The 17,168-nt window shown below is 62.2% G+C and carries 8 protein-coding genes; 2 read left to right on the forward strand and 6 right to left on the reverse strand.

The window, feature by feature from the left end; all coding sequences use genetic code 11:
• Positions 1–380: 380 nt before the first annotated feature.
• The 3 genes from AB7M23_RS13675 to AB7M23_RS13685 form a co-directional block, all read right to left on the reverse strand.
• Positions 381–1,379, reverse strand: coding sequence for a sulfate ABC transporter substrate-binding protein (locus AB7M23_RS13675; RefSeq protein ID WP_065759825.1), 999 nt, complete (start codon positions 1,377–1,379; stop codon positions 381–383).
• Positions 1,380–1,471: 92 nt separating this feature from the next.
• Positions 1,472–2,296, reverse strand: a complete 825-nt coding sequence (locus AB7M23_RS13680) for an ion transporter (protein ID WP_454241061.1) — start codon at positions 2,294–2,296, stop codon at positions 1,472–1,474.
• Positions 2,297–2,431: 135 nt separating this feature from the next.
• A complete protein-coding gene (locus AB7M23_RS13685; protein WP_409278245.1) occupies positions 2,432–3,034 on the reverse strand; it encodes a class I SAM-dependent methyltransferase in 603 nt (200 codons plus the stop codon).
• A 398-nt stretch (positions 3,035–3,432) separates the two neighbouring features.
• Between AB7M23_RS13685 and AB7M23_RS13690 the strand changes: the two genes are divergently transcribed.
• The gene (locus AB7M23_RS13690) at positions 3,433–10,686 is read left to right on the forward strand and encodes a hypothetical protein (RefSeq protein WP_454241062.1); all 7,254 of its coding nucleotides are present in this window, start codon (positions 3,433–3,435) and stop codon (positions 10,684–10,686) included.
• Positions 10,687–10,768: 82 nt separating this feature from the next.
• Positions 10,769–12,604 carry an O-linked N-acetylglucosamine transferase, SPINDLY family protein gene (locus tag AB7M23_RS13695; RefSeq protein WP_454241063.1) on the forward strand — a complete coding sequence of 612 codons (1,836 nt, stop codon included), beginning with the start codon at positions 10,769–10,771 and terminating at the stop codon, positions 12,602–12,604.
• Positions 12,605–12,667: 63 nt separating this feature from the next.
• On the opposite strand, the gene AB7M23_RS13700 is transcribed toward AB7M23_RS13695, so the two are convergent.
• From AB7M23_RS13700 to AB7M23_RS13710, 3 genes are read right to left on the reverse strand one after another with little or no spacing between them, the layout of a single operon-like run.
• Positions 12,668–13,996, reverse strand: a complete 1,329-nt coding sequence (locus AB7M23_RS13700) for a TolC family outer membrane protein (RefSeq protein ID WP_454241064.1) — start codon at positions 13,994–13,996, stop codon at positions 12,668–12,670.
• Positions 13,993–15,327 carry an HlyD family type I secretion periplasmic adaptor subunit gene (locus AB7M23_RS13705; RefSeq protein ID WP_454241065.1) on the reverse strand — a complete coding sequence of 445 codons (1,335 nt, stop codon included), beginning with the start codon at positions 15,325–15,327 and terminating at the stop codon, positions 13,993–13,995. Before AB7M23_RS13705 ends, AB7M23_RS13700 begins: the two co-directional genes overlap by 4 nt.
• A 7-nt stretch (positions 15,328–15,334) precedes the next feature.
• The gene (locus AB7M23_RS13710) at positions 15,335–17,056 is read right to left on the reverse strand and encodes a type I secretion system permease/ATPase (RefSeq protein ID WP_454241066.1); all 1,722 of its coding nucleotides are present in this window, start codon (positions 17,054–17,056) and stop codon (positions 15,335–15,337) included.
• Positions 17,057–17,168: the final 112 nt, after the last annotated feature.

Below are 17,168 nucleotides of genomic sequence, written 5' to 3' on the forward strand. Positions count from 1 at the left end.
TGGCAGCCGTGTGCAGGTTGGCGAACCGGGACGACACCAGGATAACCCGGCAGGGCCGAAGCCCTCCCACACACGGCCACCATAAAAAATGCACTTATGCCTGCTGGCATCTGCGCGCTCTAATGGTTGCTCGTTGGTATCGTTTCCCAGGTCGCCAAACCCGATCGCTGAAACGTCAGCGACCGTTCGAGACTACGTGCGAAGCGCTTCCCCGTGCAATCATTCGAGGTGGACAGAGGTTGTAGGATAATTCCTATGGCTGGGTTCGGCCAATAAGGTGAGAGGGTATATGCGCACCCTGTAGGAGCCGGGCTTGCCCGCGATGCAGGCGCCGCGTACTTGCAGGCAAGCCTGCTCACACAGAATGCAGTGTTCTTCGCTTACTGCCCGGTGTAGATCTGGTCGAAGACGCCGCCGTCATTGAAATGGGTCTTTTGCACGGTACGCCAGTCGCCGAAGGTCTTCTCTACCGAGAGGAAGTCGACTTTCGGGAAGCGGTCGGTGTATTTGGCCAGTACGGCAGGGTCGCGTGGACGCAGGTAGTTGTTGGCGGCGATTTCCTGAGCCTCGGGCGACCACAGGTACTTCAGGTACTCTTCGGCGGCGGCACGGCTGCCTTTCTTGTCGACCACTTTGTCGACCACGCTCACCGGTGGCTCGGCTTCGGCGGAAACGCTCGGGTAGATCACTTCAAACTGATCGCGCCCAAACTCACGGGCAATCATCTCGGCTTCGTTCTCGAAGGTCACCAGCACGTCGCCAATCTGGTTGGTCATGAAGGTGGTGGTGGCGGCACGGCCGCCGGTGTCGAGCACTGGCGCCTGTTTGAACAGTTTGCCGACAAAGGCCTTGGCCTTGTTCTCGTCGCCACCGTTCTTCAGCACATAGCCCCAGGCCGAAAGGTAGGTGTAGCGGCCGTTGCCCGAGGTTTTCGGGTTGGGCACGATCACTTGTACGCCGTCCTTGAGCAGGTCTGGCCAGTCTTTCAGGGCTTTCGGGTTGCCCTTGCGGACGATGAACACGGTGGCCGAGGTAAAGGGCGCACTGTTGTTCGGCAGGCGGGTCACCCAGTTGTCCGGGACCAGTTTGCCGTTGTCGGCCAAGGCGTTGATGTCGGTGGCCATGTTCATGGTGATGACATCGGCAGGCAGGCCATCGATCACCGAGCGTGCTTGTTTGCTCGAGCCGCCGAAGGACATCTGTACGGCGATTTTCTCTTTGTGCTCGGCTTCCCAGTGCTTCTGGAAGGCGCTGTTGTAGTCCTTGTAGAAGTCGCGCATCACGTCATAGGAGACGTTGAGCAGGGGCGGCGCGGCCTGGGCCAGGTTGCCCAAGGCCAGGCCTGCGGCGAGAAGCGAGGCACTGAAGAGTTTTTTCACTGCGCATTCCTTGTTCTAGTGGGGTTAGCGGCATTATGCCTGCGACTATAGCGGTTCGGCCTTAGTCGATAAAAGATTAAAAAGTGATTTGTTTATTCGTTTTTCTTGAACAGTGCATTGCCGCAGCGGGAGCAGAACGCGGCGCTGTTTTCATGGCTGTCCTTGCGGCATACCGGGCAGGGGTGCTGCAGCTTTTCACCGCGCATGGCGTTGGCCAGCTCGGCAGTGAAGATGCCGGTGGGCACGGCAATGATCGAGTAACCGGCAATCATCACCAGTGATGAGAGCATCTGCCCTAACGGGGTCTTCGGCACGATATCGCCGTAGCCGACGGTGGTCAGTGTGACGATGGCCCAGTAGATGCCTTTCGGGATGCTGGTAAAGCCACGGTCCGGCCCTTCAATCACGTACATCAGGGTGCCGAACACTGTCACCAGGGTCGATACGCTGAGCAGGAACACAATGATCTTCTGGCGGCTGCCTTGCAGGGCCGCGAGCAGGTAGTTGGCCTGCTTGAGGTAGGGCATCAGTTTGAGTACCCGGAAAATCCGTAGCATTCGGATCACGCGGACAATCAACAGGTACTGCGCATCGCTGTAGTACAGGGCAATGATGCCGGGCACGATCGCCAGCAGGTCTACCAGGCCGTAGAAGCTGAAGGCATAGCGCAGCGGTTTGGGCGAGCAGTACAGGCGCAGAATGTATTCGACCAGGAATATCGCGGTGAAGCCCCACTCGAGCGTCGTCAGCAGCCCAACGTAGTCGCGATGTATCTCGTCGATGCTGTCCAGCACCACGGTCACCAGGCTGGCGAGGACGATCAGCAGCAGGATGCTGTCGAAGCGCCGGCCAGCGAGGGTGTCGGTTTGGAAAACAATGATGTAGAGCCGCTCTCGCCAGCTCACGGGGGTGTCCATAGGCTCGTTCCGGTAATTAACGGAGCAGAGCCTAGGGGTTGGGTCTTAGCTGTGCAAGCGACGTGAGCCGTGGGCAAGCGGTTGGCGCAGGGTGGTTCTGTATGCCGGACCCACTGCGAACAGGCTCAATGTGGCTTAACCCGGGAAGTGCTGTTTGGCGATCTCTACCACTTCCTGTTCGGTGATTGGAGCAAGTGCCGCCACCGCCCACAGATCGTAGGATGGATGGGCACGCTGTATTGGCAGCACCATGTCGAAGCCGGCCGCTTGAAGGGAGCCGGTCAGTACCTTTTTAGTAAAACCACAACGGTGCGCCATGAACAGGTTGCCGTTGGCCATGGCCGGGCGATGGCCGTAGAGGATGTCGATCGGTGCGATCGGTCCTGCCGGCGAAAGGTAGGCTTCGTCGGTCAACTTGTCTTCGGCAACCAGGGCGCACACCGACTGCAGGTCCGGGCAGGTGATGATCAAGAAGCCGCCAGGCTTGAGGACGCGCTTGAACTCGGCCAGGGCTACCGGCACTTCATGGGGATAGAGATGCTCGATGTTGTGGCTGGAGAACAGCGCATCCACCGAAGCGTCCTTGACTTGGGACATGTCTGTCATGGTGCCGACGATGTCCGGGTTGACACTCTCATCAATGTCGAAGCGCAGCTCTTGCCACTGCTCCGAGGCGAAGCCCTTGGTCGTGCTGTTCTTTCTTTTTGGACCACAACCTACATGGAGGAAGGTTTTCACAATCAGTTACTCGATCAAGGCCCTTGCCGAATGGCAAAAGGGGGAATGGGTGCATGCTTCGCTGGTCAATCCCTGTCGACAGACGAAGTGTCCCGCGCACACTAGGGGAAGTGCAGGGGAGGGGTCAAGGTCATGGCTGCTACAGCCGCGTACGGCTGTATCTTCAGCGCTCAAATAAACGGTTGATGGCGATGTAGCGCTATTGCGTTGCGGCTCAATCCTATAAAGCTTTTGTTTTTTATAACTAAAAGATATTTAAGGGCAAAGAGCCATCAAAAAAGATTCTTAATGTTTCTCCGGATTGTGTCGCTAAAGACTGGTGGGCTACCAAAATTTCCGCCCAAGGCTACGGCGACAACGCTGGCAGCGCAGTTAATGACCCCAGACAGGATGCGTTCATGAGCTTTATCTCTTCGTTGACCCCAGCGCAAGTCGCTGCCTTGAGTACAACAACCATTGCGGGGCTTGCGACTCAGGATATTGCAGCCCTGAGCACCGCGCAGATCGCCCAGATGACGACCGCACAGATTGCGGTTATCACCAAACCGAACATTGCCGTGCTATCGACAGTGCAAGTACCGGCGCTGACGACCGCACAAATCGCTGCCTTGACTACTGCTCAAGTCACCGCACTGAAAACCACCCAGGTTGCCGCATTGACCACTACCCAGGTGGCGGCCATCGAAACAGCTGACATCGCGGCCTTGCCAGTGACTAGCGTCGCTGCTTTGACTACCGCGCAGACGGCTGCCCTGACCACTGCTCAGGTCGTGGCGCTGACTACTGCCCAGGTTGCTGCACTGAAAACCACCCAGGTTGCTGCCTTGACTACCACGCAAGTGGCAGCCCTCGAAACCGCTGATATCGGCGCGCTGACCACCGCGGGCGTCGTCGCCCTGACCACCGCCCAGGTGGCTGCCCTGACCACGGCCCAAGTGGCGGCGCTGAAGCCGGCCCAGATCGCTGCGTTGGAAACTGCCGACGTGGCAGCCTTGACCACTGCTCAGGTGGTAGCACTGACCACGGCTCAGGTCGCGGCGCTGAAGCCGACCCAGATCGCAGCCTTGACCACCACGCAAGTGGCCGCTATTGAAACGGCTGACATTGCTGCCTTGCCAGTGGCCAGCGTTGCGGCCCTGACCACGGCCCAGACGGCCGCGCTGACCACCGCTCAGGTTGTGGCGCTGACCACCGCCCAGGTTGCCGGGCTGAAACCGGCTCAAGTGGCCGCGCTGACCACCACGCAAGTGGCGGCCATGCAGCCTGCTGATGTCGCGGCACTGTCTACCGCTGGCGTTGTCGCGTTGACCACCGACCAGGTGGCGGCCCTGACCACGGCCCAAGTGGCGGCGCTGAAACCGACCCAGATCAGTGCCATGCAGACTGCCGATGTCGCGGCGCTGACCACCGCTCAGGTCGTAGCCTTGACTACCGCTCAGGTTGCTGCGCTGACCACGGCTCAAGTGGCTGCCCTGACCACCACGCAAGTGGCGGCCCTCGAAGCCGCTGATGTCGGTGCGTTGACCACCGCAGGTATCGTAGCCCTGACCACCGCCCAGGTGGCGGCCCTGACCACCGCCCAAGTGGCGGCGCTGAAGCCGGCCCAGATCAGTGCCATGCAGACTGCCGACGTGGCAGCCCTGACCACCGCCCAGGTCGTAGCGTTGACTACCGCTCAGGTTGCAGCGCTGACCACGGCCCAAGTGGCTGCGCTGACCACCACGCAAGTGGCCGCTATTGAAACGGCTGACATTGCTGCCCTGCCAGTGGCCAGCGTTGCGGCCCTGACCACGGCCCAGACCGCTGCCCTGACCACCGCTCAGGTCGTTGCGCTGACCACCGCCCAGGTTGCCGGGCTGAAACCGGCTCAAGTGGCCGCGCTGACCACCACGCAAGTGGCGGCCATGCAGCCTGCTGATGTTGCGGCGCTGACCACTGCGGGTGTTGTTGCGTTGACCACCGCCCAGGTGGCCGCACTGACCACGGCCCAAGTGGCCGCACTGACCCCGACTCAGATCGGTGCGCTGGAAACCGCTGATGTGGCGGCCCTCACTACCGCTCAGGTCGTGGCTTTGACCACTGCCCAGGTCGCGGCGCTGAAGCCGGCTCAGATCGCAGCCCTGACCACCACGCAAGTGGCGGCCATGCAGCCTGCTGATGTTGCGGCACTGTCTACCGCTGGCGTTGTCGCGTTGACCACCGCCCAGGTGGCTGCGCTGACCACGGCCCAAGTGGCGGCGCTGAAGCCGACCCAGATCAGTGCCATGGAAACTGCCGACGTGGCAGCCTTGACCACCGCCCAGGTCGTAGCCCTGACCACGGCTCAAGTGGCGGCCCTGACCACGGCTCAAGTAGCAGCGCTGACCACCACGCAAGTGGCCGCTATTGAAACGGCTGACATTGCTGCCCTGCCAGTGGCCAGCATTGCGGCCCTGACCACGGCCCAGACCGCTGCCCTGACCACCGCTCAGGTCGTAGCGCTGACCACTGCCCAGGTGGCGGCGCTGAAGCCGACCCAGATCGCGGCCCTGACCACCACACAAGTGGCGGCCATGCAGCCTGCTGATGTTGCGGCGCTGACCACTGCGGGTGTTGTTGCGTTGACCACCGCTCAGGTTGCAGCGCTGACCACAGCCCAAGTGGCCGCCCTGACCCCGACTCAGATTGGTGCGCTGGAAACCGCTGACGTGGCGGCCCTGACTACTGCTCAGGTCGTGGCTTTGACCACTGCCCAGGTCGCAGCGCTGAAGCCGACTCAGATCGCAGCCTTGACCACCACCCAAGTGGCGGCCCTCGAAACCGCTGATGTCGGCGCGTTGACCACTGCGGGCGTCGTCGCCTTGACCACCGCCCAGGTGGCGGCCCTGACCACAGCCCAAGTGGCGGCGCTGAAGCCGACCCAGATCGCTGCCCTGGAAACTGCCGACGTGGCAGCCTTGACCACTGCCCAGGTCGTAGCCCTGACCACGGCTCAGGTCGCGGCGCTGAAACCGACCCAGATCGCAGCCTTGACCACCACGCAAGTGGCCGCTATTGAAACGGCTGACATTGCTGCCTTGCCAGTAGCCAGCATTGCGGCCCTGACCACGGCCCAGACCGCTGCCTTGACCACCGCTCAGGTCGTGGCGCTGACCACCGCCCAGGTTGCCGGGCTGAAACCGGCCCAAGTGGCCGCGCTGACCACCACGCAAGTGGCGGCCATGCAGCCTGCTGATGTTGCGGCGCTGACCACTGCGGGTGTTGTCGCCCTGACCACCGCCCAAGTTGCTGCGCTGACCACGGCCCAAGTGGCCGCACTGACCCCGACTCAGATCGCAGCGCTGGAAACCGCTGACGTGGCGGCCTTGACCACTGCCCAGGTCGTAGCCTTGACCACTGCCCAAGTGGCGGCGCTGAAGTCGACTCAGATCGCAGCCCTGACCACCACGCAAGTGGCGGCCCTCGAAACCGCTGATGTCGGCGCGTTGACCACTGCGGGCGTCGTCGCCTTGACCACCGCTCAGGTGGCTGCCTTGACCACGGCCCAGGTGGCGGCGCTGAAACCGACCCAGATCAGTGCCATGGAAACTGCCGACGTGGCAGCCTTGACCACCGCTCAGGTGGTGGCGCTGACCACGGCTCAGGTCGCGGCGCTGAAGCCTACCCAGATCGCAGCCTTGACCACCACGCAAGTGGCCGCTATTGAAACGGCTGACATTGCTGCCTTGCCAGTGGCCAGCATTGCGGCCCTGACCACGGCCCAGACCGCTGCCCTGACCACCGCTCAGGTCGTAGCGCTGACCACTGCCCAGGTTGCAGCGCTGACCACGGCTCAAGTGGCCGCGTTGACCACCACGCAAGTGGCGGCCATGCAGCCTGCTGATGTTGCGGCGCTGACCACTGCGGGTGTTGTTGCGTTGACCACCGCTCAGGTTGCAGCGCTGACCACGGCCCAAGTGGCCGCCCTGACCCCGACTCAGATCGGTGCGCTGGAAACCGCTGATGTGGCGGCCCTGACTACCGCTCAGGTCGTCGCCTTGACCACGGCCCAGGTAGCGGCGCTGAAGCCGACTCAGATCGCAGCCTTGACCACCACGCAAGTGGCGGCCCTCGAAACCGCTGATGTCGGCGCGTTGACCACTGCGGGCGTCGTCGCCTTGACCACCGCTCAGGTGGCAGCCCTGACCACGGCCCAAGTGGCGGCGCTGAAGCCGACCCAGATCGCTGCGCTGGAAACTGCCGACGTGGCAGCCTTGACCACCGCTCAGGTGGTGGCGCTGACCACGGCTCAGGTCGCGGCGCTGAAGCCGACCCAGATCGCAGCCTTGACCACCACGCAAGTGGCCGCTATTGAAACGGCTGACATTGCTGCGTTGCCAGTAGCTAGCATTGCGGCCCTGACCACGGCCCAGACCGCTGCCCTGACCACCGCTCAGGTCGTTGCGCTGACCACCGACCAGGTTGCCGGGCTGAAGCCGGCTCAAGTGGCCGCGCTGACCACCACCCAAGTGGCGGCCATGCAGCCTGCTGATGTTGCGGCGCTGACCACTGCGGGTGTTGTCGCCCTGACCACCGCCCAGGTGGCCGCGCTGACCACGGCCCAAGTTGCCGCACTGACCCCGACTCAGATCGGTGCACTGGAAACCGCTGATGTAGCGGCACTCACTACTGCCCAGGTCGTAGCCTTGACCACTGCCCAAGTGGCGGCGCTGAAGTCGACTCAGATCGCAGCCCTGACCACCACGCAAGTGGCCGCTATTGAAACGGCTGACATTGCTGCCTTGCCAGTAGCCAGCGTTGCGGCCTTGACCACGGCGCAGGCGGCTGCCCTGACCACCGCGCAGGTCGTAGCGTTGACTACCGCTCAGGTTGCAGCGCTGACCACGGCCCAAGTGGCCGCGTTGACCACCACGCAAGTGGCGGCCATGCAGCCTGCTGATGTTGCGGCGCTGACCACCGCTGGCGTTGTCGCCTTGACCACCGCCCAGGTTGCAGCACTGACCACGGCCCAAGTCGCAGCACTGACCCCAGCCCAGATCGGTGCGCTGGAAACCGCTGATGTGGCGGCCCTGACTACCGCTCAGGTCGTCGCCTTGACCACGGCCCAGGTAGCGGCGCTGAAGCCGGCTCAGATCGCGGCCCTGACCACCACGCAAGTGGCGGCCCTCGAAACCGCTGATGTCGGCGCGTTGACCACCGCGGGCGTCGTCGCCTTGACCACCGCTCAGGTCGCTGCCCTGACCACCACGCAAGTGGCGGCGCTGAAGCCGACCCAGATCAGTGCCATGGAAACTGCCGACGTGGCAGCCTTGACCACCGCCCAGGTCGTAGCCCTGACCACGGCTCAAGTGGCGGCCCTGACCACGGCTCAAGTGGCCGCGCTGACCACCACGCAAGTGGCCGCTATTGAAACGGCTGACATTGCTGCCCTGCCAGTGGCCAGCATTGCTGCCCTGACTACGGCCCAGACGGCTGCCCTGACCACCGCTCAGGTGGTGGCGCTGACCACCGCCCAGGTTGCCGGGCTGAAACCGGCCCAAGTGGCCGCGCTGACTACCACGCAAGTGGCGGCCATGCAGCCTGCTGATGTCGCTGCGCTGACCACCGCAGGTGTTGTTGCGTTGACCACCGCCCAGGTGGCTGCGCTGACCACGGCCCAAGTCGCAGCCCTGACCCCGACCCAGATCGCAGCGCTGGAAACCGCTGACGTGGCGGCCTTGACCACTGCCCAGGTCGTAGCCCTGACCACGGCTCAAGTGGCGGCCCTGACCACGGCTCAAGTGGCCGCGCTGACCACCACCCAAGTGGCGGCCCTCGAAACCGCTGATATTGGCGCGTTGACCACTGCGGGCGTTGTGGCCTTGACCACTGCCCAGGTGGCGGCCTTGACCACTGCTCAGGTAGCGGCGCTGAAGCCAAGCCAGATCGCTGCGCTGGAAACCGCCGATGTGGCAGCCTTGACCACGGCCCAAGTGGTAGCACTGACCACTGCACAAGTTGAGGCGCTGAAGCCGACTCAAATCGCAGCCCTGACCACCACGCAAGTGGCGGCCATGGAAACTGCCGATATTGGCGCACTGACCGCTGACCAACTGGCAGCGTTGACCACTGCTCAGGTGGCAGCTCTGACCACCACACAAGTGGCAGCGCTGAAGCCTGCTCAGATCAGCGCACTGGAAAATGCCGATGTGGCTGCGCTGACCACCGCACAAATCGTAGCGCTGACCACGGCTCAGGTTGCGGCCTTGACCACGGCACAAACTGCGGCATTGACCACCACTCAATTGGCGGCCATGGAAACCGCGGACATCGCCGCTCTGACGGTGACCGACGTTTCGAGCCTGACAACTGCGCAGGTGTCTGCACTGACCACCGCTCAAGTGGTTGCCCTGACCACTGCACAAGTTGAGGCGCTGAAGCCGACTCAAATCGCAGCCCTGACCACCACGCAAGTGGCGGCCATGGAAACTGCCGATATCGGCGCCCTGACCGCTGACCAACTGGCAGCGTTGACCACTGCTCAGGTGGCGGCCCTGACCACGGCGCAGATCGTGGCCCTCAAGCCAACCCAGATCAGCGCTCTGGAAACCGCTGATGTAGCGGCCCTGACCACCGCCCAGATCGTGGCAATCGAAACCACAGACCTGGCGGCGTTGACCACTGCCCAGGTAGCGGCCTTGACCACTGCGCAAGCTGCGGTCCTGACCACGGCGCAACTGTCTCATCTGTCGATGACCCAGGTTGACGCGTTCACCACTCCGCAACTGCAGGCGATGAGCGCTACTCAGCTGGATGCGCTGGCCTTGTCCACGCCATTGGTCCTGGACCTTAACGGTGATGGCGTGCAGACCGCGCACCTGAGCACCGGCGTCAAGTTCGACCTCAATGCCGATGGCCTCAAGGAAACGACCGGCTGGGCGACTGGCGGTGACGGCCTGCTGACGCTCGACCTCAATGGCGATGGCAAGGTCAACGATGGCTCCGAGTTGTTTGGTTCCTCGTTCCACCTGCCGGACGGTTCGCTGGCCAAAGACGGCTTCGAGGCGCTCTCCAGCCTGGACAGCACCCATGACGGCGTGGTCAACGCGGCTGACCATCTGTTCGCGGCGCTGCAAGTCTGGGTCGATGCCAACAACGATGGTGTCAGTGATCAAGGCGAGCTGCACAGCCTCTCGGATCTTGGCATCACCCAGTTCAACCTGGATGTGGCCAAGACAACCGAGCTCAACAACGGCAACCTGATCGGTCTGAACAGCAGCTACGAAACCAGCGATGGCCAGACTCACACGATCGCCGACGTCTGGTTCCGCACCGACGGCAATGGCAATCAGTCCATTGACCTGACCAAGCTGGATTCGCAGGCGGTCGATGCTCATTCTCTGGGTGCGATCGATCTGGCGGCTGATGGCGGCAAGGCAAGCGTACTGACGGTTGATGCCCAGGCAGTCAGCAAGCTCGGTCAGGCCGGTCAGGTTGATCTGGCGAGCGGCGCTGCGGCACCGGTGCAGATGATCATCAACGGTGACCACAACGATACGGTCAACATCACTGGCGACAGTGGCGAGTGGCATGCGGCCGGTACCACGACGGTCGATGGCGCCAGCTACAACGTGTTCAACGATGGCGACGTACAATTGTTGGTTGCAACCGATGTGCAGACTTGGATTCACTGATTTTCAGTGGTAAACCTTGACTGACCCGATACCGGGCTCGAAAGAGCCCGGTATTTTTTTATTGGTGGAGACCTTCGCGTAAATGCTTAGAGAGAATCTTGAGAGCCCGGACCTCGATGTCATGCTGGCAGCAGCCCTGCAGCTGGCCGAGGGTGTCGCTCTTGAACCGATGAAGTTGCTCGAAACCGCAGACCGGCTCAATGGCGCGCAACGTATCACTGATGTGGCGGCGCTTTACCAGCGTTGGCTGCAGCACTGCCATTCGTCGGTCAATTACATTATCCAGTTCAACCTGGGTGTCACGCTTTCTCAACTGGGGCAGGTCCAGGCCGCAGAAAATGCCTATCGCGCCGCTATTGCCCAGAACCCGGAGTTCGCCCAGGCCTGGTTCAATCTTGGGACGTTGCTGGAACGTCAGCACAAGCCGCAGGAAGCCTTGGCCACCTGGCAGTCGATGCTCGATAACCGCTTGGTCGACACCGCGCAAAGCCGCGAGCTGTACCTGATGACCTGCAATAACCTGGGTCGCCTGCTGGAAGAAACCCGTCAGTTGCAGGCCTCAGAAGCCATTCTGCGCGCCAGCCTGGAGGCTGACCCAGCCCAACCCAAAGTCATTCAGCACTGGGTGCATTTGCGCCAGAAACAGTGTGTCTGGCCAGTCTATGAGCCGCCGGCAGGCCTGAGCCGTGGTGACCTGCTCAAGGCTTCGTCGCCCTTGGCGCTGCTCGCCGGCAGCGACGACCCCGGGCTGCAACTGGCCGCTGCGGTGCACTTCGTCAAGGAGCGGGTAAATGTGCGGGTACCCGCACTGGCCTCGGCCCAAGGCTATGGTCACCAAAAGCTGCGCATCGGTTTCCTGTCTTCGGACTTCTGCCTGCATGCGGTGTCGTTGCTGACTGTGGAGTTGTTCGAGTTGATCGATCGTCAGCGCTTCGAGGTGTACGGTTTTTGCTGGAGCCGTGAAGATGGCTCGGCCTTGCGCGAGCGGGTCAAGCAGGCCATGGATCACTTTGTGCGTATCGCCGATATGGATGATGCGGCCGCCGCACAATGCATTCGCGACCATGAAATTGACATTCTCATAGACCTTCATGGCCTCACGTCCGGAGCGCGTCCGGACATTCCGGCGTATCGTCCGGCTCCGGTGCAGATGACTTACCTGGGTTTTCCAGGCTCGACTGGCCTGCCTGGCATCGATTACGTGATTGCCGACCGCTACCTGATCCCCGACAGCGAGAAGGCGTACTACAGCGAGACGCCTCTGTACCTGGCGCAGATCTACCAGTGCAGTGACCGGCAGCGGCCGGTTGCGGCATTGCCGACCCGCGCCGAGTGCGGCTTGCCGCAAGAGCGCTTTGTATTCTGCTCGTTCAACAACAACTACAAATTCAACGAAGAGGTGTTCGACTGCTGGATGCGCATTCTAAAGCGCACTCACGACAGTGTGTTGTGGCTATTGGCCGACAATCCCTGGGCGCAGGAGAATCTCTGCGCCAGGGCGCAGGCACAGGGTGTGGATACGTCGCGCCTGTTCTTCGCCCCGCGCGTCGCGCCGGCGCAATACCTGGCTCGTTACAGCGCGGCGGATCTGTTCCTGGACGCGTATCCGTTCAACGCCGGTACCACGGCCAACGATGCCTTGTGGATGGGCTTGCCGGTGCTGACCCGTTCGGGACGTACCTTTGCCTCGCGCATGGCGGGCAGCCTGCTGACTTCGCTGGGGTTGCCGGAGCTGATCACCACCACGCTGGCAGAGTACGAAGAGCGTGCCGTTGAACTGGCGACGCAGGCGGACCTGTTGCGCGGCTTGCGTGAGCGGCTGCGCCAGGGGCGCGAGCATTCTGTGCTGTTCGACACGCCGCGCTTCGTCAGGGATTTCGAAACCGCAATCAGCAGTGTGGCGCCTGGCAGGGTTTAGCCAGGTCGTTCGCGGCTGACGCCCGCCGGATGCCCTCGGGCGGTGGGAGAGCGAAAGGGGTTGTCAGAACAACCCCTGGACCTTTTCAAGCTCGCTGCGGGTCATCTGGCCGGTGCGGGTGTGCAGGTTGACGTAGCTTTGCAGCATCGCCAGCTTGGTATCGAGCAGGTCACGCTTGGCGGAGAACAGGCGCTGCTGGGCGTCGAGGATGTCGACCGTCGAGCGCACGCCGCCCTCATAGCCTTTTTCAGCGGATTTCAGGGCGATCTGGCTGGAGCGTACGGCGGTCACCAGGGCCTTGATCTTCTCGAATCCTGCCACCACACCCAGGTAGTTAAGCTCGACGTCTTCGTTCAGTTGCTGGAACTGGGCATCATAGTTGGACCGGGCGCTGTCCAGGGCGGCTCGGGCTTTTTCGGATGAAGCACTCACTCCGCCGCCTTGGTACAGCGGGATATCGATCACCACACCCAGGTAGTACGTCGACTGCCGCTGGGACATTTCGTTGACGTAGCTCTGGTCGATCTGTGCGAGTCGGCCGCTCAGCGCAACGGTCGGGTAGTGTCCGGCCTTCTGCTGTTTGAGGTTGGCTTCGGCCAATTTGATCGAAGCACGGCTGATGCCCAGTGTAGATGCGGCCTGATCAGCCTTGAGCATCCAGTAATCCAGGTCCTGTTCGGGGGCCAGCAAGGCAGCACGCGGTGCCTGTTCCTGCATCTCTGGGATCTCGCTGACGGCGATACCCGCGCGACCTGCCAGCTTGCGCAAGGCCGCGCGATGCTGGGCCTGCAGTTGGATCTCCAGAGCGAGGATCGAATCGAGCCGGGCCTGCGCTTCTTCGCGGTCGGTGATGGTGCCTTCACCAGCTTCAAACAGGCGCTGGGATTGCTTGGCCAGGGCTGCGATCGAGGCTTTCTGCTGGGTAGTCAGCTTGAGTTCGTTTTCCACCTGTGCGAGGTCGAAATAGGCTTGCACTACGCGGTTGAACAGTTCTTGATCGGCCCCCTCGTGCTGGACTTCGCCGAGTTGCCCGCGAGCCTTGGCCTGCTCATAGGCCGCCCAGCGGGCTTTGTCGAACAGCGGCTGGGTGACCGACAGGGCAGCGCTGTCGGAGGAGTACTGATCGTTCTGGCTGCTGGCCTGGGACTGTTTTTCAAACTGGCCGCCATGGCCATAGCGAGCGTTGATGGCTACCTGCGGCAGCAAGCCGCTGCGGCCGATCGCTTCTTCCTGGCGCGATGCTTCGTAGTCGTGGCTGGCGACCTTGTAGGTCGCATCGTTGAGTCGCGAAGCATCATAGAGGTCGACCAGCGACAACGGCTGCTCACCCGCCATCAGCCGGCACGAGCAGAACATAGAGAGCAGCAAGGCTATGCGTACGGGCACGGTCATTCTTCCTTGAACGCGCCGGCCATACGCTCGGCCACCGGCTGCATCAGGTAATTGGCGAGGGTGCGCTCACCCGTTTTGACCAGGACTTCGGCTTGCATGCCCGGCTTGATATCCAAGCCCAGCTCGCGCAGTTTGATGATGGCCTCGGGGCTGACCGAGACCTCCACCGAGAAGTAGGGCGACCCGGTGTGTTCGTCGATCAACTGGTCGGCCGATACTGTGGTCACCTTGCCGACGATCACAGGGGTGTGTACCCGCTGCAATGAACCGAAGCGCAGGTCAACGGGTAGTTCCGGCTTGAGCCGGTCGGCCATCATCGGCGGAAACTGCGCCTTGACCACCCAGCTGGAGCCTTGCGGGACAATGTCCATCAGGCGCTGGCCCGCCGGTGCGATACCGCCGACGGTATGCACGGTCATGCCCATCACCTGGCCGGCAACGGGCGCGACGATGGCGGCGCTGTTGACCTCGAATTCCAATGACTTGATCTGGTCGATCAGGCTTGAGGTCTGCGCCACGACCTGGGTCAATTGCGACTCTGCCTCGCTGCGAAAGATCTGGCCCTGTTGCAGGGCCTTGAGTTTGCTTTCATTGATCGCCTGGCGCGTGCGGCCGATATCGGAAATGCTCGAGGCCAACTGGGCCCCCAACTGGGCTGCATTGCTTTCCGCTTCAAACAGCCGGTTGCGTGGCAGGTAACCTTCACGGGCCAGTTCGCGCAGGCCGTTGAGCTCTTGCTGCTGGAATTGCAGTTGGGCGGCGTGGTTGCGCTTGATCTCTTCAAAGCCTTTGAGCTGTTCGTTGAGCGAGGCAATTTCGTGCTGGCTGATTTGCATGCGGCTGGCCAGCTCGGCGCGGCGAGTGGCGAACAGATAGCCTTGCAGCTCCATCGCGGCGACGGCACGTGGGTCGCTTGAGCGGGCCAGCAAGGCTGCGGACCACTGCACGCTGTCGCGGCCCATGCGTTCGGCCATCAGACGATCTTCGACCGCACGTGCACTGAGCCATTGGGCCAGGGCAATTTCCAGTTGTGACTTGGCCTGGACGGTATTGAGCTGCACGACAACCTGACCTTGCTGCACTTGGTCGCCTTCGCGTACCAGGATGCTGTCGATCATGCCGCCGGTGCGCGACTGAACGGTCTTGCGTTCGCCGGAAACCACCACGGTGCCGCTACCGACCACGCCGCGGTCAAGCGGTGCCAGGCAGGCCCAAAGCAGGAACCCGCCCAGGCCCAGGAGCAAGAACCAGACACCGATCCGGGCAATGCCTGCGGCATCTGCATCGGGCTTGTTCTCGGGGGGCGAAACATCGCTCGGACTAGCTTGCATTGATGCCTCAGGCTTCTTGATTGCGGGGTTCTACGGCTTTTGGCGGCGCCGGTGGCACCAAGGTCTTGAGCACCTGGTCACGCGGGCCGAACAGGTGTTGTACGCCGTCTTTGAGGAATAACAGTTTGTCGACCGCGCCGAGAATGCTTGGCCTGTGGGTGACCAGCACGACGGTGCAGCCTTCGGCCTTGAGCTTGCGCACGGCCTGCACCAGCGCCGCCTCACCGGCATCGTCCAGGTTGGAGTTGGGCTCATCGAGCACCACCAGTGCTGGGTGGCCATACAGCGCACGGGCCAGGCCGATGCGCTGCTTCTGGCCGCCGGACAGCCCCAGCCCGCCGGTCCCGAGCAAGGTGTCATAGCCTTTGGGGAAGTGCAGGATCATCTCGTTGATGCCGGCCAGTTGCGCCGCGTCGATGACCTTGTTGGCGTCCACCTCGCCAAAGCGTGCGATGTTTTCGGCGATGGTGCCATCGAACAATTCGATGTCCTGCGGCAGGTAACCCAGATAAGGGCCGAGGGCTTCACGTGACCACTGGCTGATTTCGGCGCTGTCCAGGCGTACCGAGCCATGTTTGGCGGTCCAGATGCCGACCATGGCGCGCGCCAGGGAGGACTTGCCCGAAGCGCTCGGGCCGATGATTGCCAGCACTTCGCCCTTGGCCAGGTTGATGGTCACACCGTTGACGACGGGCTTGTGCATGCCTGGTGGGATGATCACCAGGCGGTCGATGCTCAGGGCTCCGGTTGGCGGTGGCAGTGGCATGCGCAGTGCGGTCTTGGGAAATTCGGTGAGCAGGCGGTTCAAGCGTTCGTAGCTGCTCTTGGCGTTACCCATTTGCTTCCATGAACCGATCAGGGCTTCGGCGGGCGCCATGGCACGTCCCAGCAGCACGGACACGGCGATCATCACCCCGGCGGAAATCTGGTTCTCGATCACCAGAATAGCGCCCAGGCCAAGGGCCAGAGATTGCCAGGTCATGCGCACAAAGCGTGACAACGCGGCGATCCGCGAGCTGCGGTCACTGGCTTCGCCCTGCTCGGTAATGACCCGTTGCTGCACGTTGTACCAGCGTCGGCGCAAGGGCGTGAGCATGCCCATCGCCTGAATCACTTCGGCGTTCTGCAAGGTACTGTTCACGTAGCTGGAAGACGAGACGGACAACCGGTTGGCTTCGCTCATGCTTTTGCGGGTGGTCAGTTCGTTCCAGACTGCCAGCCCGGCCAGAATCAGCGAGCCGACAACGGTGAACACCCCGAGCCACGGGTGGAACAGGAACGTCGCGATGATGTAGATCGGCAGCCACGGGGCATCGAAGATGGCAATCAGTGCCGGACCGGTCACGAACTGCCGAATGCTGTTCAGGTCGCTCAACACCTGTGCCGGGTTGGCGCTGTGTTCCTTGAGGCTGCGTTCGAACGCGGCATCGAATACCCGTTCGCCCAATTGGGTGTCCAGGCCGGCGCTCATCTTGATCATGACCTGGCCGCGCACCCATTCCAACGCACAGCTGAGGGCAAAGAACCCGAGCAGTATCAGGCTCAGCATCAGCAGGGTGGTTTCATTTCGGCTGGTGAGGACGCGGTCGAAAACCTGCATCATGTAGATGGACGGGACCAACATCAGCAGGTTGATCACCCCGCTGAACAGTGCCAATACGCCGAAAAGGCGACGATAACGTAGCAGCGCTGCATCGATATCCCGCTGGGGATCTAGGAAAAATCGCATAAGGTCCGAAAGATGAAAAAACATTAGGGAGGAGCGACGGTTGTGCTGATGCCCAGGGTGCATCGCGCGGCGGCAGATGCTAGCACCTTGCCCCTAACTAATGAACTGCTTG

This window comes from Pseudomonas sp. HLS-6 TE3448 (genome assembly GCF_053629555.1).

Excerpts from the sequence above, each read along its gene's own strand:
- AB7M23_RS13680 (WP_454241061.1), bottom strand. The coding sequence starts at position 2,296 with ATGGACACCCCCGTGAGCTGGCGAGAGCGGCTCTACATCATTGTTTTC.
- AB7M23_RS13690 (WP_454241062.1), top strand. The coding sequence starts at position 3,433 with ATGAGCTTTATCTCTTCGTTGACCCCAGCGCAAGTCGCTGCCTTGAGT.
- AB7M23_RS13695 (WP_454241063.1), top strand. The coding sequence starts at position 10,769 with ATGCTTAGAGAGAATCTTGAGAGCCCGGACCTCGATGTCATGCTGGCA.
- AB7M23_RS13700 (WP_454241064.1), bottom strand. The coding sequence starts at position 13,996 with ATGACCGTGCCCGTACGCATAGCCTTGCTGCTCTCTATGTTCTGCTCG.
- AB7M23_RS13705 (WP_454241065.1), bottom strand. The coding sequence starts at position 15,327 with ATGCAAGCTAGTCCGAGCGATGTTTCGCCCCCCGAGAACAAGCCCGAT.
- AB7M23_RS13710 (WP_454241066.1), bottom strand. The coding sequence starts at position 17,056 with ATGCGATTTTTCCTAGATCCCCAGCGGGATATCGATGCAGCGCTGCTA.